The 18,510-nt window shown below is 55.6% G+C and carries 14 protein-coding genes and 1 pseudogene; all 15 read right to left on the minus strand.

The window, feature by feature from the left end; genetic code table 11:
* Positions 1–259: 259 nt before the first annotated feature.
* The gene (locus AC1Z1G_RS13575; RefSeq protein ID WP_483627684.1) at positions 260–2,914 is read right to left on the minus strand and encodes an ABC transporter permease; all 2,655 of its coding nucleotides are present in this window, start codon (positions 2,912–2,914) and stop codon (positions 260–262) included.
* Positions 2,911–3,588, minus strand: coding sequence for an ABC transporter ATP-binding protein (locus AC1Z1G_RS13580; protein WP_483627686.1), 678 nt, complete (start codon positions 3,586–3,588; stop codon positions 2,911–2,913). The genes AC1Z1G_RS13575 and AC1Z1G_RS13580 overlap by 4 nt, the downstream gene beginning before the upstream one ends.
* Positions 3,581–4,234, minus strand: a complete 654-nt coding sequence (locus AC1Z1G_RS13585; protein WP_483627688.1) for an ABC transporter ATP-binding protein — start codon at positions 4,232–4,234, stop codon at positions 3,581–3,583. Before AC1Z1G_RS13585 ends, AC1Z1G_RS13580 begins: the two co-directional genes overlap by 8 nt.
* 10 nt (positions 4,235–4,244) lie before the next feature.
* Positions 4,245–4,829, minus strand: a complete 585-nt coding sequence (locus tag AC1Z1G_RS13590; protein ID WP_483627690.1) for a hypothetical protein — start codon at positions 4,827–4,829, stop codon at positions 4,245–4,247.
* A gap of 86 nt (positions 4,830–4,915) precedes the next feature.
* A complete protein-coding gene (locus AC1Z1G_RS13595) occupies positions 4,916–5,482 on the minus strand; it encodes a DedA family protein (RefSeq protein ID WP_483627692.1) in 567 nt (188 codons plus the stop codon).
* Positions 5,483–5,516: 34 nt separating this feature from the next.
* Complete coding sequence (locus tag AC1Z1G_RS13600) at positions 5,517–5,753, minus strand: hypothetical protein (protein WP_483627694.1); 237 nt, start codon at positions 5,751–5,753, stop codon at positions 5,517–5,519.
* A 117-nt stretch (positions 5,754–5,870) separates the two neighbouring features.
* Positions 5,871–6,278, minus strand: a complete 408-nt coding sequence (locus tag AC1Z1G_RS13605; protein ID WP_483627696.1) for a PepSY domain-containing protein — start codon at positions 6,276–6,278, stop codon at positions 5,871–5,873.
* A gap of 153 nt (positions 6,279–6,431) precedes the next feature.
* Positions 6,432–7,883, minus strand: coding sequence for a sensor histidine kinase (locus tag AC1Z1G_RS13610; RefSeq protein ID WP_483627698.1), 1,452 nt, complete (start codon positions 7,881–7,883; stop codon positions 6,432–6,434).
* The gene (locus AC1Z1G_RS13615; protein WP_483627700.1) at positions 7,864–8,538 is read right to left on the minus strand and encodes a response regulator transcription factor; all 675 of its coding nucleotides are present in this window, start codon (positions 8,536–8,538) and stop codon (positions 7,864–7,866) included. The genes AC1Z1G_RS13610 and AC1Z1G_RS13615 overlap by 20 nt, the downstream gene beginning before the upstream one ends.
* A 533-nt stretch (positions 8,539–9,071) precedes the next feature.
* Positions 9,072–9,434, minus strand: a complete 363-nt coding sequence (gene tnpC, locus AC1Z1G_RS13620) for a Tn3 family transposase post-transcriptional regulator TnpC (protein WP_483627702.1) — start codon at positions 9,432–9,434, stop codon at positions 9,072–9,074.
* Positions 9,434–12,451, minus strand: a complete 3,018-nt coding sequence (locus tag AC1Z1G_RS13625) for a Tn3 family transposase (protein WP_483627704.1) — start codon at positions 12,449–12,451, stop codon at positions 9,434–9,436. The genes tnpC and AC1Z1G_RS13625 overlap by 1 nt, the downstream gene beginning before the upstream one ends.
* Before the next feature lie 122 nt (positions 12,452–12,573).
* On the minus strand, positions 12,574–14,187 hold the full coding sequence (locus tag AC1Z1G_RS13630; RefSeq protein ID WP_483627706.1) for a hypothetical protein: 1,614 nt from the start codon (positions 14,185–14,187) through the stop codon (positions 12,574–12,576).
* Positions 14,174–15,694, minus strand: coding sequence for a tyrosine-type recombinase/integrase (locus AC1Z1G_RS13635; protein WP_483627708.1), 1,521 nt, complete (start codon positions 15,692–15,694; stop codon positions 14,174–14,176). The genes AC1Z1G_RS13630 and AC1Z1G_RS13635 overlap by 14 nt, the downstream gene beginning before the upstream one ends.
* 11 nt (positions 15,695–15,705) lie before the next feature.
* A pseudogene (locus AC1Z1G_RS13640) lies at positions 15,706–16,907 on the minus strand (tyrosine-type recombinase/integrase).
* 215 nt (positions 16,908–17,122) lie between these two features.
* Positions 17,123–18,052, minus strand: coding sequence for a site-specific integrase (locus AC1Z1G_RS13645; RefSeq protein WP_483627849.1), 930 nt, complete (start codon positions 18,050–18,052; stop codon positions 17,123–17,125).
* Positions 18,053–18,510: the final 458 nt, after the last annotated feature.

Consider the following 18,510-nt stretch of genomic DNA (forward strand, 5'->3'; position numbering starts at 1 on the left):
GGTCTTCGTTGATTTTGCCATGGCTGGTCTTGTCATCGGTCAGGGCCCGCTAGGTTTGTTCAAGTTGCAGGGGTGTAAACTACGCCTAGGTTTTCAGAGTTGCGGTGGCGTCCTGGTGCTGAGTAATCTGCGCGGCGTGCTTGACTTGAGGTTGGGTGACCTGCGCCTCGACCCCTTCGTTGATTCTGGTGGCCAACCCTCATCTTGAGGGTATTTCACAGCCGAAACGACCGGTCGGCGCCCACGAAATACGATCAACTCAGATATCGCGCATTCGTTGTACCGCGGGGATACGCGTTTCGCGCTGCGCACCAATCACTGCGAAGACGACTGATACGAACGCTACACCGACCAAGGTGGCCAAATAGGGCCACGGAACACTCAACAGCTCGGGCGGGGGATCGAAAACTCCCGTCAAGAGCTTGACCAGCATCCATGCGAGCGCAAAACCGGCCAGTGTTCCGATGCTGGTCCCAGCGACAAAGAGCAATAAGGCTTCGCTCCAGAGAAAGGCACCGAGCTGACGGGGTTTGGCTCCGAGGGCAGAGAGAACGGCAAAGGTGCGCCGCCGGTCGGTAAGTCCGAGGGCGAAATTAAGTCCTGTTGCCCCTGCCACCAGAAGAACGGCGAAGCCAAGTTCCAGTCGCGTCAGTCCGCCAAGGTCGACCGCGGTCAGGCTGGATCCTATGAGGCGCTGGGCCTGACCAAGCTCGGTGACTTTTATCCCGGGTAGCGCAGCGACAATCGCCTGCGCAGCCGATGCAACTTGCGCGGGCGGCGTGGACGTCTTTAGCAGAACGACTTCGGCCGCGTCGGCATTGGTCTGCTGCGCAACGTAACGAGCATTGGCCACCAGGAAAGAGTCTCGCGGCGCGGTCGGAAATTCACGCACGACACCAATGAAGTGGAATTTTACAATGTGATACTGATGATCCTGTGCATTTTGCAGCCGCAGGTTGAGTTCATCACCGACCTGTAGTTGGAAATCCTTGACGGTTTCTTCCGAAACGAGAATGCCGTCAGGAGTTCGCGCGAGCAGGTCGAGCGTCTTTTTTGCATTTCCGCCCGCGAAATACGCATTCGACATCCTCGTTGCATCCCCAATGTGCATGGCGTCTATACCATACAGGTCTTGCAGGTCAGTACCGACGTAGGCAAGCCGGTGCTGCATCGGTTGCGCAGCGCTCACGCCGGATAAGACGGTGAGTTCCTTGAGCTTCGTTGACGCGGGGGTCTGTGGCGTGCCCGTGACCGTCACGTCCGCACCGTTCGTGAGTTCGGCGTCGACGCGCGTCTGCGCGTTGTAGGTTGTGTTGAAGACGGCGGTCGATGTCGCGAAAGCAAAGGCCAGCGCAACCAAGGCGATACCCTGCGTCATTCGTTTGCGCTGCCGGCTGATGGCGGCGGCAACGACTCCCGCAAGGGATCCCGCGATCGGGGTCAGCCACCTGGCCAGTCGTTCACGACCGCGATTGAGCCCCAGCAGACACAATCTGACCGTCAGCAATCCGAGACCCAGCCATAGCAAGACCGGCGCGAGAAAGGCCGGGTAATCCACCGATGATGACGGCGTTCCTTCGGGGGCCAGTACGACCTGATAGCCCGTGCTCCACGTTCTCCAGAAAATGAGGGCCGACACGGCAATGAGAATGAAATCAAGGCCGATGCGTTGCCAAAGTCGGGCGCGATCGTGGCCGATCGTCATCCGGGCCGTCGCGACCGTGGTCTGTCTGGCATCGATCCATGCCGTTGCGAGAATGGCGGCTGGGGCGAGCAGAATGCCCGCCAGGACTGAGACTGTGATCCAGCCGGTGGCGGAGGCGGCGAAAATACCAATGCCGAGCAGCATTCGGGACAAGAGAGTGGCAAGGAACAGTCCGGCAATCGTGCCGCCAATGCCAACGCACGCAGCTTCGACCGCCGCCAGTTTCATGATTTGCGCGCGCGAGGCACCACGAATTCGCAACAACGATTGGTCGCGTCGGCGCCGGCCGGCGCCAGATGCCACCACCGCCATCGTCAGGAAGGCGGCCAGGAGGGCCCCCGGTGCGCCGAGAAACAGAAACAGTACCTTGGCATACAAGGCGTCACTGCGTACGGCGTCGAGCCTCGCCGCCAGATTGTCCGCCACGATGCCGTTGCCCGCGATGCGCGCTTCAAGGTTTCTCGCCGTACCCTGCACCGCCACAAATGCAGCCTGCGGATCGCCCGGAAGTCTGGTATGCGCCAGCCGGACATGCAGTTGTACGCGAATCGAGTCCGGCCGGATGGCCGCCTGCGGGTCAAAGAGGCGGTGCCACTCGACGATGGGCATCAGCAGGACATTGTCCGGAGGCGCTTGTGGTGCCGCCCCGGCCGGAACCCCGATGGTCTGGAACATCGAATCGACATGCGGCAAATCGACAATCCCGGCCACCCTGACCTCGGCTGGCGCAAGGCCGGCACGATGGATCGTTACAGCGTCGCCGACCGTCACATGCAAGTTGGCCGCCGTTTGCTGCGCGATAAGGGTGCCATCCAGACGACCTAGCAGCGTCCGAAACTGTGCCGGATAATCGCTCGCATAGGAGGTATCTAATCCGAGCACCTTGCCGTTGCCCGTTGTCTGCACGGTCGCGCCGGTACGGGCTTCGAAACCGTCCACATCGGCATAACCAACTGTTTGCAGTCTGGAAACTGCAGTAACTTTTCCGATGGCTGCAGCGACGGACGGGGCGCTTGTCCCAGGGACCAGTTGCACCTGCCAGTCGACCGGTACTCCCGCGACGGCGCGGCGCGTCATCGAAGCGGTGCTCTGGGCCAGAAATGCGCCGAGCGCGGCCAGTAACGCCACGGTGAGCATAATGCCCGCCGCGGCACCGGCGAGGCGCCCCTTGCGTTCATTGACGAGGCCGAAAAACCACAACCAGGTCATATGCTCTCCACGGGGTTGACGGTTTCGATAAGGGTGCCGCGCTCCATTTGCCACATCCTATCCATGCGCTTGGCCACCGCCAGATCATGGGTAGCGATGACGAGCGCCGTTCCGGTACCGGCGAGATGTGCGAGAAGCGCATCGAGTAATGCGCGGCCGGTTGGCTGATCGAGTTGGCCGGTTGGTTCGTCGGCCAGGATGACGCAGGGGTTGCCGACAATCGCGCGGGCCATGGCGACACGTTGCATCTGCCCACCGGATAGCTCTTCGGGCAGTTTGCGTGCCAAGTTCTCCAAACCGAAGGTGGCGAGCGCATCCGCCACCGCCCGGCCAATATCGCCTGTCGCTTTTGCCATGAGCAGTGGCAGCGCAACGTTCTCGCTCACGGTCAACGACTCCAGCAAGCTCGGCGCCTGAAATACCAGCGCAATCTTCTCGGGCAAAAGCGTGTCGGCAGCGCCCAGCGCAGGCCACTTAACCGTCCCGCTAGTCGGCACGTCGAGTCCCGCCATGAGGTGTAATAAGGTCGACTTGCCGCTTCCGGATCTGCCGACCAGCGCAATTCGGTCTCCCGCACACAAATGGAACGTCGCAGAGGCGACTGCGGCAATAGATACCCCGCCTTGGGGGTAGCGCCGGCCCACCGATTGGGCCTCGATCAGGGTGTCAGGCATGAGTGATGCGTCCATCTCGAATGTGGAGGAGACGATCGGCATGAGAGGTGAAGGCCATGCTGTGCGTCGCGATCAGGACCGCGCCCCCTGCGCGGCATCGTTCCATCAAATGGTTCAGGATGTTGGCTTCGGTGATTGCATCCACTTCCGCGGTGGGCTCATCCGCCAGAAGCACTTTTGGATTTGACGACAAGGCAACCGCCAGTCCGGCGCGCGCAACCTCGCCCCCCGACAATTGCGAGGGGTATGCGCGGCGTTGCCGGGTAAGCTCCATCACCTCCAGCAAGTGGTCTATCGTTTGCCGGTCGGACAGGTTCGACAGCGACATCTGCAGCTTTATATTGGCCTCCAGCGTGAGATGCTCAAACAGGTTGCCCGATTGCATCAGGATGCCAATGTGCCGAGCCCGCAAAGCGGCGCGGGCGGCTTCGGGCCGCCGCGACATGCGCAGTCCCATAACCTCGACATGGCCACCATCTGGCTCATCCAGCCCGGCGAGGCAAGCCAGAAGCGTGGACTTACCGCTCCCGGACGGCCCCATCAGGGCTACGAACTCCCCCGCCCGCAGCCGCAGCGAAACACCGCGTAACGCAGCCGTCTCGTCGTCGCCGCTATGGTAAAAACGGTAGAGTTCAAACGCTTCCAACAACCACGCCTCAGCGCCATTGGAATGAATTTGACATGAGGTCCCATTGGTCGACATTGTCGGCTCCGAGTGGCGCAGAGAGATCGAGGGTGGCTAGTTTGCCGCCCAGGTAGATCAGGTAACGATTGCTCTCCAGGCGCAATTGCTTGTTCGTGATCGGATTGGGTTCGGAATTCGATGTGTAAACAATCAGAAGCGCTGTACCAGATCGAAGCTCCACGTTCCTGGTGTTCTCTATCTTGACCGCACGCCCGACCTGAACCAGATCGGCGGTCTCATGATCGACAGTGGGCGTCGCGGAAGCGGATGCAACGGTTACGGAGACCGCGTTGTATTTATCCGAAAAGCTTGCCCCATCATGGCGCTCCGTGCGCGCCCACCCCTCAGGCACCTTGAGCGAGAAGCCCAATGGCGACGCATAGGTCACGAAGATCTGGGAGTCTGGAATGTCACCGGGTGGATTCTTCTCCGGCGTAGCCGGCCGTTCCGTTGCCATGGCTGGCGTGCTCACAATTGGAGCACCACCGATCAGGGTTGCCAGCGCAACGATGGCCATTGCGGCTAACCGCGGGTATTGCTTGACTCTGTGCTGCATGGTGGCTCCTTTCCTGATTGGATCAGCGTACGTGCAATCCTTTCGCCGCCTGCCTATCCGTATCTCCGGAGAGTAACGGAGGGCCGCTATTTTCCAAGGTTCGCAGGAGGTCTGCGACGCGCGAAAAGCCACCACAACAATCCGGAGAGCATGATCGCGGCCAGCACCCAGGCCTCGTCACTATCAACCCCCCCTAGCAGATACGCCAGGGCCTGTCCGAAGCCATAGCCCGCACCGGCAATGACCATTGCCCAAACGACAGCCCCGGCCAAGTTGAGAATGAGAAAACGGAACCATGGAACCCCGCTCATCCCGATCGCGATCGGCCCCGCGATGCGCAGGCCATACAGGAATCGGATGGACAGGATCAGCGGAAGGTGATGCCTTTCCAGCAGCGCCCTGACGCGTGCTGCGCGTGATTGCACGGAAGGAAATCGCGTCAGGAGTGCTGTCCCGTATCGTCGACCCACATAAAAGAAAAGCTGATCACCGGTAAAGCTTGCAAGCGTTCCGACGAGCATCACCGTAGGCAACGCGAGATAGCCTCGGTAAGCGGCAGCACCCGCCATCAGGAGAATGGTTTCCCCTTCCAAAAAGGTCCCTACGGCGACCGTGAGGTAGCCGTAGTTCTGTATTAGGCCGGCGATATCCATAGCAAGGGCATCGTGGGTTCTGGCAGTAATTTGCTTATTTCTCTTTCATTTCCTGTGCTTTGGTTTCTTTCATTTCATGCTTTTTGCTCTCACTTTTTCCTTTATTTATTTCCCGCACCTTGCTCTCATTTTGATATTTTTTGACCGGTTTGGCCGTTTGCGTCTTCGAAGCAGGGGGACCGAAGCCCGAGGTAGCCGTGTCGGCGGCAACCGCAGAGAGAGTGAAGGCGGAAAATATCGCAGCAATGAGGACTAACGGTAGCTTGTTCATGTCGACTCCTCGTATAGAGCCAAGTCATCTGACGTTCGTGTCGAGGCATTCAAGTCAGTGCTTGACGTTTCAGCACCGATTGTTCGGCACCGGTAAACATAGATTCATCCGTGTCGGCTATTCCTCTGTTTCTTCTTCGTCGTCGTTGGCGGCATCCACGTGCACAACTGCGCCATTGCCGGCATCAACCTTCACGTCCTTGATCTCATTGCTGGCAGTCTTGATTTCCACGCTGTACACGAGGTTGCCGTTCTCGTTGTCGAGGGCAACCTTGAGCACCGACCCAGGTACCTGGGCCAGCGCGGCCGAGGTGGCTTGGGTCGCATCAATCTTCGCTAGCGCGGTGAGTCTGGCTGCTTCTCCCCGCTCTCCGTTTTGCTGGTCCGGCACCTTGATACTGGATTGATAGGCCGGGGACTGGGTTTTCCCGTCACCGGCCGCATGTGCACTGCCAAGCAGCCCGACGCCCAGAGCGAGGGCGCCCAAGATCACACCTATCGTTTGCTTACTTTGCTTGGCATTCATTGTCGATACTCATTAAGTGAACTGTTTGCGCTGTGCGAGGCCGACTCGATGCGAACTCCATTCGCGGCATCTTGGCGCCCCGCCGGGAATCAGCATGTCTACTCCACAGAGGCCATATTGGTCGCCGAATCTTGCTGGCTCCTTTCCGCAACATTACAGATGGGTAATGGTCGACTGATCGCCGGACAGAAACGGGCTGTCGTCGGTGCCGACGAGGGGAAGTGTGAGCGTGAAGATAGAACCGAGCCCTGGCTGGCTCGATGCTTCGACCTGTCCGTTGTGCGCCGCGACGACGGCCTTCACCAGGCTCAGTCCCAGCCCCAAGCCGCGCTGCGAGCGACTGCGGTCACCGCGGTATAGACGATCCCAGATTTTCGGAAGCTCGTCGGGCGGCATGCCGATGCCGGTGTCCGTGACGCGGATCACGATCGCATTCCGTCGAGAGTAGGCATCCACCTCGATTCGCCCACCCGACGGGGTGTACTTGATGGCGTTATCCAGCAGATTCGCCATGACCTGGCGAACGCGGTTGCGGTCAACCATCAACCAGATAAGCGGCGGCGTGGTGATCGAAACTGTGATGGCTTTTTCCTCGGCAACCTGCTGGTAGAGGCCAACCGCACTGGCCAGGAGTTTCGAGATATTGACGGGTTCCAACTGCAATTTGAGCGTCCCGGTTTCCGCCTCGGAAATGTCCATCATGGTGTTCAGTATCTGGAGCAGTTGATCCGATTCCTCCACGCAGTCCGCCAGCGCCTCCCGGTAAATCTCCGGCTCCGGCTCTGAGCGCAAGGCGATTTCCGCGATGCCCCGGATTCGCGCCATCGGCGTACGCAAATCATGAGCGACGTTGTCGAGCGCGTTGCGCATGCCCTGAACTAGGGTTGCAATCTTGTCCAGCATCCTGTTGAACAGCGTCCCCAATTCGTCAAGCTCGTCGCCGGTCTGGCGGATCGGCACCCGCGCCGCCATGGCCCCTGACTCGATCGCATGGACGGTCTGGATGAGCTGACGAATCGGTCGCAGGGAGCGTCGTGCGAGGAATGCCCCTCCGAGCACGCCGACGATAACCATCGGGATCATGACACCGGCCACGATCCACCCAAAGCTCTCCAGGACGCTATCGCGTTCCTCCGTGCTCTTACCGATTTGCAATGCCCCCCCGTCGAGCAGGCGTGTGCTGGCGATCTCCAGGACGGCCTCATCGTCTTTTGCCGGCAGTCGGATCAAGACGCCGGGATCGGCCAGCGGCGCGTGTTCCAGAGGGTTCAGGTCGAACTGCGCCCACTGATCGGGAATCTCGATGAAAACTGTCGTATTGCGCGGTCCCGCAATGCGGATAAAAAACGGTTTCGTTTTTCGCAACCTGGTCTCACGGGCCAGTTCTTTTTTAAGCCCCGCGAGGTCCGTTGCCTGGTATTGAGCCGTCAGTTGCTGAAGCTTCTGTTCAAGGCTGTCGCGATCATGCTGTCGCAGGGTGGAAGCGAGCAGGAAATACGCGAGCGCGAAAAGCGAGACGGTGCTGAGAATGAAGAAAGCCGAGTACCAAAGCGCGAGCCGGAAGCTGATGGCTTTCCGGAGAGAATCAGGGACCCTTGAGAACATACCCCACCCCTCGGATGGTATGAATCATTTTCACAGGAAAATCCCGGTCTACCTTGTTGCGCAGACGGCAGACCAGCACGTCGACGACGTTGGTCTGCGGATCGAAGCTGTAATCCCAAACGTGTTCCAGAATCATCATCTTGGACACCGGACGGCTCGCATTGCGCATCAGGTATTCGAGCAGGGAAAGCTCGCGTGGCTGTAGATCGATTCTTTGTCCGTCCCGCGTGACCTCACGTGCCAGCAGGTCAAGGACCAATTCACCCACGATCAGACTGGCCGGTTCAGTGGTCCCAGTGGCACGGCGAATCAGCGCATGGACGCGCGCAAGCAACTCGGTCAGCGAAAAAGGCTTTGTCAGGTAATCGTCGCCCCCCGCCTGGAGGCCCTTTACCCGGTCATCGACGGTGCGTTTGGCACTGAGGATGATAACCGGCGTGGTGACCTTCCGGCGGCGCAGTGTTTCGATGAGCGACAGCCCGTCCAACCGGGGCAGCATGATATCAATGACGGCCACGTCATAGGGGGTGGTGAGCGCCTGATCAAGCCCGCTCGCGCCATCCTCGGCATAGTCGACTGCGAAGCCGGCCTGGTGTAGGGCCGCGACAACAAACGAGCCGATCTTTCTGTCATCTTCAACGACCAGAACTCGCATAACACCGCTCCTTCCTCGCCGGCTACGGCCGGGGGCTTTTTCCCAGTATCATTGCGCATCTGCTAACCGTTGCACGACTAGATAGTGTTGGGGTAGCAATCACTCCCTGACGCAGTTCCCGACTAAAGGCACCTAATGCCTCAAGCTTAACGCTTTACTCTACGTTGCCGTGGATCTTAATCGGCGTTGCCTTAGTCGGGTAACGGCAGCACATTAGTGTGCCACCGGCCCCTAAGAACCGGACTTGAGAGTTTCCCCTCATCCGGCTCAAGCCTCTACAAAGGCATCTTTCGAAACCCGGTTACACAGCCTCATATCCGGCCGCTGAGCAGATTAAATCTGTCTTACGCTGCGTCGGCAATGCGGCTCCTCATCATCAGCGAATCTCATTCCTTTTGCTTGGTTGATGAGAGCGGCTGGCTTCGATACCGGATAGCCTTGGGCCGCTGCATGAATGCTACCTGGAGCGTGCAATCCCCATTGATGGATTGGAGCGCGATCAGCCGTTGTACATTTCGATGATCGCTGATGGACTAGTCCTGAAAGTCAGGAGCAAGTGCTGCCAAAGGGGCCAGGTATTTAGAACCCGCCTGCAAGCATGAACATAAAGCAGAAATATCCTCTTGAAGGGCCATCGCCCGCTCCCAAATACTGTCGACATCACTGGTAGCCACGGTGAGGGGGAAACCTTCCAGTAGCGTCATGGCCATGGCATGCAGACGTAAGAAGTCGTCCTGAATGCTGCCAACCCCTCCGATTGTAGCAAGGCAGGCATCCAGTCGGTCGACTAAGCTGAGCAGTTGAGAGGTGTCGTAATTCGCGCGCAGAGAGTCGAGTGCCTTGGCATCGACGTCCCCATAGGGTGTCACTCGAAACGAAGCGGGTGGAATGTGCATCAGCTCGCCTCCTCAACTTGGCTATTGGGCATCTGTTGCGCACGCATTGAGCCCGCAGCCTGCTGAAAAATTGAATCCTTGATCCAGGGCTCCGGTGGGCGCTTGAGTTTCAGGTTGAACTCCCCAAAGCGTTTGACGTTGCTGGTCAGGTAGGGGCTGAGAAACGATACATCTTCATCGGTAAACTGCCAGCCGTCACGGGTGAGCTTTTGCAGGATACGCATCATGTCGACGGTATTCTGCAAGATCACCGAGGAAGCGATCATATCGTTGTAGCGCAAGCGCTTCTGTTGCTCATCTGGATCGTTCTCGGCGATCACATCGCCGCCGAAGGACAGCCACTTCGAGAAACCGTTATAGGACTCGATCTTGTTGGTATTGGCGGTTACTTCTTGGCGCAATTCACGATTGCCAATCCATTTGAGCAGGAAAATGGTCCGGATCACACATCCCAGCTCCTGCGCTGCATGGTAGAGCTTGTTGCGCCGACTGTAGGAACCGAGTTTGCGCAGCAGCATTGGCGAGGATATTTTGCCAGCCTGAATCGACAGCGCGACCTGCATCAGATCCTGCCAATGGGTTTCTATCTGGCTCCAGTTGACGGTATCAGTGAAGAGGCTGTTGATGTGTTTGTACTTGGCCGAGCGATCGGGTCGATACATGACCAGGTTGCGCCAGTTGCGGATGCGAGGCATTAGATTGATGCCCAGCAAATGGGTGAATGCAAACACCGTCGCAGACTGGCCTTGAGTGTCTGAATAAACCGTATCGACTTCAACACTATGATCCGCTTTCAGCAAACCCTCGATGACATAGATAGCCTCCCAGATGCCGGGTGGAATGAAGTGCTGAAAGACCGCGATGTAGTTATTTGCCACATGCCGGTAGGCGACCGCGCCCATCTTTCGATAACGGAAATGGTAGCCGGCGAGCAAGTTTTCATCGTAGAAGTCGAATTGAGTCCCGTCGGCCGCGACCGCCTTGCCGTCCCCCCAGAGTTTGGGTAGGTCGAGTTGAAGGTAGAGTTCGACCAGCTCTCGGTTGGCCTTATCCAGCTTGTCGAGTGGCAGGTGCCGGCGATTGGTGTAAGACAACATGTGTGGCGTCACGTTACCTGCCAGGTGGCGAGCAGCCTGGTTCGGGCCTAGGTTGCAGCCCATGGCAAAGATCGTCATCAGGTAGCGCTCGGCCGGTTCCTTGAGCTTGGGATCACTGCCGGACATCGGTCCGAAATGGCGGGTGAATTGAATCCAGTGCTCGATGTTGGCCATGATGTCGAGCACATGCCTGGCGGGCATACGCTGAGTAATCGCCGTTTGTAGCGAGATCGCTGAAGGAGGGATGTCACGGGCGACTACGCGCCGTAGCACTGGTTCGCCCGCCTCATTAATCGACACGTCACCACGGCAGCTAGGGAATTTGTCATCCAGTTGCTGAGCCGTACTCTCAAGTTGCTCCTTCAAGCTGGCGACAAACTCTTTGGCGGTACTCGGCAGGCCAACCTTTTCGCAGTACTCTGGCAAACGCACCAGACACTCATCCCAAGGCAGTAACTGTTTGCGGTAGTCCGCAAACGACTCCGAGCCCAGTACACAGATATCGCCAGAGCGAAGTTCGTTGGCTAGGTGGGAAAACACACAGACTTCAAGGAAGCGCCGGTTGGTTGGTGGCCCTTCGCTGGATGATCGCCGGACGACTTTCATCCAGCGGTCCGAGGCAAACGACAAGTCCACATGCTCGTCGACCCACTCCCTATGCAGGTTCTCGTTGGCCTGCACCAACAACAGAGCCTCGATCAGCGAGCGGTCCTGGGTTGTTGGCTCCAGTTGCAGCAGGTGACTCAAACGAAACAGCAAGGATCGATGGGACTTGAAGTGCTTCCAGAGTAGTGGGAGATAGTTACTGCCGCCTGTGGCCTGAACCTCGGCACAGGCCTGGCGAAGGTGATCAAGATTCCCCTCTGGGGACAGATACTCGCGAATCAAGCTGCCTGCTTCCTGATCGCTTGGTTCTTGGCTGAGAATCTGAATCACACCATCCAAGGTGGCCACGAGCAACTCAAGTTTTTTGCGCTGACGCAACTGGATTTGTTCCAGCTCATCTTTGGCTCGTTTGTGGATAGTCGCGATTCGCTTGATGAACATCTCAGCAAGGTGATCACGTGCTCGTACACGCATGAGGTAGATCAGAGCCAGCATCAAGGTATAGCGCTTTGGAAGAGAACAATCCTTAAGTTCTGAAACATCCGCTTTTTCCGCTTGATTCGCAAAAAACCAAATCTTGATATCAACGATTCCCTCAAAGATGGCGTCGAGATCACCGAATCCCTCCAACCAGCTTAAGTGATCGATCAGTATCTCCAAGTGTTTGCGAGAGGGTTTCTTGGGGACCTGCTTCAGGGCGTTAAAGTCGCTTTGGCGACGACCGAAGTCGGTGTCTAGAAGCTCTCGGAGACGGTAGATCACATCAATCGGCGCTCTGTCCACAACTCGATTGAAAATCTTATCCTGGAGAGCAACTTGGGCGTCTTCAGCAGCGTCATTGAGCGTCGAGTAGGCCGGGAGCTCGTAGCCTCGCTCAAGCAGTTCGCCAATCAGGACATTGATAACATCAACACGTTGATCAAGGACCACTACCGCTTCGTGGGCAGCTTCCACCGCAATTTTCAGGGCATCACTCCCGTAAAACGGGGTGATCTGTAGGTACTGGCGGATGGCTGTTTGATGACGGTACAAGGTTCGAGGATTCGCATAACGAGGAACTATGCGCGCCCCATAACTCAGGCAAGACCTGACATGATTGACGATTTCAGCTGGAATCTCCTCGATAGTGGGGAAGTAATGTAGCTGTTGAAATACTTTAAGCAGAACGGCTAACCCAATGGTAAGAGCAGGGCTTTTAGCCGTTCTAGAGAGCCATTCGAATTCAGATTCTGAGGGCGAGTAGCTCTGATGAAGCTCTTTCGACGACAGATTCGCCGACAACTTCGGATAGGCTGTCCGCTCCAGAGAGGCCATGGAATTCGTCCCTCAAGAAAAAGCAAAGCCTTTAGCATAGACGGCTATATTCGGGACGAGGAAAGGTCGCACGAAAAATTATTTAAACCCTATAAGTATCAAAAGGTTATCTGGAGAATGTCCTAATTTTCCTTTATCTCGGCATAACCCCTACTTTCTTCAACGCTCGTATGTTGGTAATAGGTGTTTTGATCTAGGCGTTTTCGCCCCAAGGCCAAGGCTTGCTGAACATCACTCATGCCGGTCAGGTGGTAAATTGTATTGCGCCAATGTCGGGGTTGGTGGCTAGTTAGTTTAATAGGTTTTCCATCGGCCTCAAATAATGACCGGCGCGAGAATACGGATGAGAATCGTCGATCTGCGCCTAGTGCTCGATTGATATCGAGCAACATAACTCTACGCGGGATAGCACGAAATACATTTTCTTCACGTCCACCTAAACGAAACTGACCATCAAAAGCAATGGCAAGTGTTTCACTCGTTTTAAGTACGACACGAAGCGTGCCTCCGACATTTTCTGTTAAAACCGCATGACTGCGAAGTCGAGGAGCAATCAGGCGTTCAATTTCGCCGGCGACGTATTTTCTATATACCTCCTTGCTAGGCCTATGGCTTGCCTTACCGTTATACGGATAAACTCCGTTTCGGGAGAGAAATAAATAAAGGTTCCTACCAACGTCTTGTCTCCCGCTATATCCTAACCAATGTAGGATCAGCATTTCAGATAAAACTGTCTGTGGTGGATAATCCCAAATACGCCCTGGATGTGCCTCCTGCCACCTTGCAATTTCTCGCTGCTCTTGGGTCAGCACCTTCAAGCGCTCAACTGCTCTCCTAGCGAGCGGAACATCGCTTTCAGCGAACCAATGCACGCGAGATTGAAACTGCTTCTCTGCAAAGTATCTGATACCACACTCAACTATTGGTTTGCCATTGGCATCTACAACGACTTCTCCCTTAGATCCTTTGATCGGCCTTTCGACCCAACAATCGTAGGGAATCACTGCGGCTTCATTGCCCCGTTGTCCGGTCGCGATCAATAGATCGATCACGCGAAGCAAGATTTCTTCGCCATCACTAAGCGGATTGTTCGAACACGATGCGTAGGCTTCCATTGCTTCGCGAGAAAGTAGTCTGTCATCAGATCTGTGCTGTTTTACCGCACGATCAGGATCGTGCAATGAAATGTAGTCGTGGCGGCGTTTTTCTGGTTTCGCATCATGCTCAAAATGGATAGCGATCTCGGTTAGTTGTAGATTATCGATCGTATCCGCTATTACTTGGAGATGAGAAATTGCGTCATAGAGATTCTTGTAGCCACTCTCGCGGAGAAAGCCTACGACGCGGTCGAAATCGCCTCGCGTCAAGAGTGTGGGGTCGGATACGCCGCGCTCAAACAGGGGGTTGTACAGCCGGCGGACGGCAATATTGTATGCAGCCACCATCGAAAACTTCAGGCTTCGGGTGCGTTGTAAATATACAATCAGGGCCTTGCTAAAGTCCTGGAACGCAAAGGGGAGTGGCCCCTTCGTCGGTGCAGGATAACCTGTCTTTTCCAGGGATTGTCGGTGCGTCTCGAACGTAAGCGCATGTTTGTTAACATCCCTTTGCGGTAACCAATTTCCGATACCCCACAATGGTTCCGCCCACGATGTTGAAATCGGTAGTGACCGAAAAATCGCTTGCTCCTGTGTAATAAAGCTTTCGAGGCTCTGCCTTGCCCTAGACAGCATCATCTGCGGCATCCTCCGAGTGCTGCCGGCAGCGTTCGATCGTAGCGCTTACCGCCAGGATAGTTGTCTGATGCTGGGCGAGGGGCCGGTTATGAATGAGGTCTCCAGCTTGTTCTGCCATATCAATGAATCGCTGGGCTTCTCGTTGAAGCGCCTCCTTCACCTGCTCATGGCCGCCGTCAGCAAAGGGATGAAACTTCTTGCAGGTATAGCAGGCATAGACAGGGTTGTAGGGGCAGTGGGTATGAACCGGGAGGGCGCAGGCACCAATGTCCCCAATGTACTGTGTATCGATGACGCCGCGGATCGCTCTTTCGGGAATCGTATCTCGGCGTTGCACGACTTTCCCTGTTAATAAACTGTGCATGATGCGTTGATAGGAAGGGCTCTTACCGAGCGCTTTCTCTTTGATCCGGGCAATGTTAGGGGTGGCCGTTACGTAAGCACGTGCTGCAACCGTGCTGTTGTGGCCGAGCAGTTCGGCAATCATGTCTGCTGGTGTGCCCTGATCCGCCAAGCCTTGTCCAAGGTGATGACGCAGCAACATAGTTACCTGATTCGGCTTTTCTATCCCAGCCTCGAGCAGTTCGTGTTTGAGACCTAGACCGATCTCACTAACCGAAAGGCGCCTTCCACGACGACTGACAAATAATGGTTCGCAGTCGCTACCAAAACGGCGCTGAATTTCTGAAACGTGCTGCGAGATTTTCTCACCCAGGCGCGTGCTTACCTTGCGGGGGCGCCGCTCAGGTCTGCGCTGGCCGACCTTTTTGGCCATGGGAAGCCATAGGGTGTAGTACTTCTCATGATCAGTGCTTTCAATGAACTCAAAATCCGTAATGTCTAGCGAATGAAATTGAATCGAGCGTGGCGCTAGTTCAAAACCCAAATGAAGCACTATATTAAACTGGACCTCCTCCCAAGAGTCAGATAAAAGTTCTCGCTCAATGCGTTTAAGCAACCGAATTTCCTCATCAAGTTCTAAACCAGACTGCGAGAGAAAAATTCGAGCATACGGGTCAACCCGATCTGATTTTACATCTTTAATTTTAAGGTAGATGTTTGAATCAAAACCTTTAATTCCTCTGTCGAGAGCCCAACGATAAAATCTTCGAAATCCTACAAGTACTCTCCTAGACCTTTTAAACTCTTCAAGAGCAGTAGTTAGCTCAAGGGGTCTCCAAGGAAGTCCAGCTGCGAGATTCGTACTAGATAAAAAACGAAGAGAGTCTGCGAACATTGCCACTGTTCTAGGCGCATATTTCTCAAGTGCGTAGGCCATAAACCCTTTGCCTATTTCAATTAGTTCCGAATCCAATTGGAGCGCGGCCCAATCAATTGTCATCGCAATACCGCCGTCGTACCACGTCCAAGCGCTCAATCGAGTATCGACGTACTTTGGCTGGTCATTCGTACGAGTTCGGATAGCAACCTGAGCCGGGCCCTGGAACACGTAGGCCGGAATAGTGGAGGAGGGTGAAGCGTGTTCTTGATCGGCTGATTCGGTCACGGCGCACCTCCTTAACAGTCAAGTCGGCTCCAGGCTGCCGAGGCACGCTGGGCGTTGTGGAGGTTGGCCGACTCGGCTAAATAACGACTTGCATAACGACGTGGCATCGTCGAAGTCTCAGACCAACCGCAGACTCGTCGGAGTTCGTCAGTGGCCCGCTCGAGGTCATACCCACGCTTTTCGACCAGGTAAGCCAAAAACCGGTCTGCAAAGGTGTGGCGAAAGTCATGCGCAGAAAGTGTAGGCAACAACCCTGGATCAGCCAAAGCGGGCGACCTCGATCCGAGATGAACAAATAGCGGTACTGCAATTTCATCGGTTTGCCGTTACGCAGAGGGCGTCGTTCGCCCTGGATATAGCGCTCGTAGACCCCATACAACTGCGCGGAAATGCCTACCGTCCGTCCATGTGTTTTCAGCGCAGGCTCTTCAGCGCGCGGATCGCCAACGTCATGTTCGCGATCATTGATGCTGACATAGGCGTGCTGAGAACCCTGATTGATATCCGTGGTGTAGAGCTTCAGAAGCTCTCCGCGACGTATTCCAGTCTCCAGCAGCAATTCAATCATTAGCCAATTTCGCAACTGCAGCCGCTCCGGAAACGGATTCTCCGGAGCACCTGGGCGGATCAGTGTACGAATGATCTGGAGTTGGGTATCTGTCAGGCTGCGGTAACGAGTGCGGTCGGGACGAGCATTGATGATATGGCTCTCAAAACGCCGCTCAATGACATCGGCGACATCTGCAAATACGACCTCAATGTTAGCCATAGCGCTTGAGTTCTGACGGGCGCGCGGGATGTAACGGGTGACACACCAGGACAGGTACTGCTTAAGCAACCGCAGGTACTGGTCACGGGTACGAGGATCGATCTGCGGAAAAGGCGCCGTTGCAGCTGTGCCAATTCTGGCGATCAGATTATCGGCTTGACGGCCACTTTGGAGCCAGATGGCGTAACCATCCAGCAAAGCCAGAATCGACTCAAAGTGGCAGGCCAAGATGGTCTCATCGATATCAAGGTCTCGGCTTTCGGCGTAGGTGTAGAAAGCCTGAATCGCGCGCAGATGTGCCGCAGCAGTGTTGTAAGCTCGGTACCTGAGTTTGAGTTGAACGTAGATGAACGGAATGACTATGGGCAAAGGCGCTGCGTTACCAGCGTGCACGAGCAGCGGTACACGTTGGCCTGAAGAGAAACGGCACTGAATCAGCTTCATCGGCAGCCACCTCATTCAAGGACTCGCCATGAACACGAAGGACATGGCCCGTTGAGAGAGTGGACGTCAAAAGCGGTTTTGTCGAATCAGCGACTTAGGTAGCTCATGAACATTTATGACATGACCTGTCGTTTAACATAATATACATTACACGTAACAAGATATTTCGTAATGCCCATGGATAGACGCACAATGTTCACCCAGCGCTTTGCCCTCTAAAGGTCATATCGATCGATCGCCCGACGCCTTTCGTTTTCATCGCGCACATCGTAATTGGCAGTCGTTTGAATATTGCTGTGATGCGCGAGCTTTTGAGCGATCGACAAATCGTGTTCTTCGATCACGCGTGTAATGAATGACCTGCGAAAATCATGCGGCATGATCTTCACGCCGACTTGTGCGCCACGTTGTCGCGCAATGTAATAGATCGCATGTTTGGTGATGCGTTCGCGGGTGATGTGACTGCCGCGACGAATCCGGTTGAACAGAAACTCATCATCCTGCTGGCCCTCGACCAAAAGCGAACGCCGTAGTTGTAACCAGGCATTCAATTTTTCGAACGCCCAGCCAGGTGCGTACTTGATCAGTTCCTTATTGCCCTTGGCCGTGACTCTCAGGCTGCGTTCGGTGAAATCGAGTTGGGCCAGGTCCAGGTTCACCGATTCGGACTTGCGCATCCCCGAGCCATAAAGAATCGCGATGATGGCCGCATCACGCAGCCCTTGCGGTCGTGGATCGGCCGCACACACGGCCATCAACTCCTGAATCAGTGTGCGCCTGAGGTTCCGTCCTTGAGATAAACGCGTGCCCGTAATGGCTTTCACCGAACGCATTTTCAGCAAATGCTCCTGGCTGATCAGGCTCGCACGCCAGGCTTCATTCATCACGCCGCGCACAGCATTGACATACAACGACGACGTATTAGGCGCGTATCCGTCGCTGCGCAAAGTCGACACCAGTGAGATGACATCGCTGGGCTGCAGATGATGCCAGGGGATTTCTTCGATGTTGAGCTCTTCGAACCCCAAGCGGTCGGCAGCGTCTTGCAGTACATAACGCATGGTCAGTTGGCTTGAAGGTGCAAGCCGTGTCAGGTAAAGCGTCAGCGGATTGGAGGGCGGTACCCTCTTCCCTGCACTCGACAACAGGCCCTCGGTGCGTCCATCAAGCAGGATGTCGGGTGACTGAAACACAGTTGAAACAACCTTGAGTGAAAGTAACTCAACTAAATGACTGTTTAGTTGAGCTAAATTAATATTCGATGAATGAAGGGTTTATTCGTGCTGCACCACGTTCGCCTCTTCAGGTTTGCGGAACACAACAACACCGCCAGCGAAAACCGTCGCGGATACCAGAAGCCTGAACATCGGCTGTCTCAGTCGCAGATAAACAATCTACGCACCGGTTTTTCATGTCCCTTTCACATTTTCGCGCTTAATCTCTGTCGATCCGCAGCGAGTCATTATGGTCGTTCAAACTGCCGTGCTACAGACAGAAAGTCAATTCGAGTAGCCGAGCTGAAAAATTGCTTAACTGATTGATAGCGTTTTCATTTTACTCGACTACGCTCTACCCGGTGACGCTGCGAAACAGCGCATCGCGT

This window comes from Pseudomonas sp. JL27(2026) (assembly GCF_056933555.1).

Bases quoted from the DNA above. Each gene is read 5' to 3' on its own strand.
- AC1Z1G_RS13575 (WP_483627684.1), bottom strand. From the start codon at position 2,914: ATGACCTGGTTGTGGTTTTTCGGCCTCGTCAATGAACGCAAGGGGCGC.
- AC1Z1G_RS13625 (WP_483627704.1), bottom strand. From the start codon at position 12,451: ATGGCCTCTCTGGAGCGGACAGCCTATCCGAAGTTGTCGGCGAATCTG.
- AC1Z1G_RS13615 (WP_483627700.1), bottom strand. From the start codon at position 8,538: ATGCGAGTTCTGGTCGTTGAAGATGACAGAAAGATCGGCTCGTTTGTT.
- AC1Z1G_RS13610 (WP_483627698.1), bottom strand. From the start codon at position 7,883: ATGTTCTCAAGGGTCCCTGATTCTCTCCGGAAAGCCATCAGCTTCCGG.
- AC1Z1G_RS13590 (WP_483627690.1), bottom strand. From the start codon at position 4,829: ATGCAGCACAGAGTCAAGCAATACCCGCGGTTAGCCGCAATGGCCATC.
- AC1Z1G_RS13595 (WP_483627692.1), bottom strand. From the start codon at position 5,482: ATGGATATCGCCGGCCTAATACAGAACTACGGCTACCTCACGGTCGCC.
- tnpC (WP_483627702.1), bottom strand. From the start codon at position 9,434: ATGCACATTCCACCCGCTTCGTTTCGAGTGACACCCTATGGGGACGTC.
- AC1Z1G_RS13600 (WP_483627694.1), bottom strand. From the start codon at position 5,753: ATGAACAAGCTACCGTTAGTCCTCATTGCTGCGATATTTTCCGCCTTC.
- AC1Z1G_RS13580 (WP_483627686.1), bottom strand. From the start codon at position 3,588: ATGCCTGACACCCTGATCGAGGCCCAATCGGTGGGCCGGCGCTACCCC.
- AC1Z1G_RS13605 (WP_483627696.1), bottom strand. From the start codon at position 6,278: ATGAATGCCAAGCAAAGTAAGCAAACGATAGGTGTGATCTTGGGCGCC.
- AC1Z1G_RS13630 (WP_483627706.1), bottom strand. From the start codon at position 14,187: ATGATGCTGTCTAGGGCAAGGCAGAGCCTCGAAAGCTTTATTACACAG.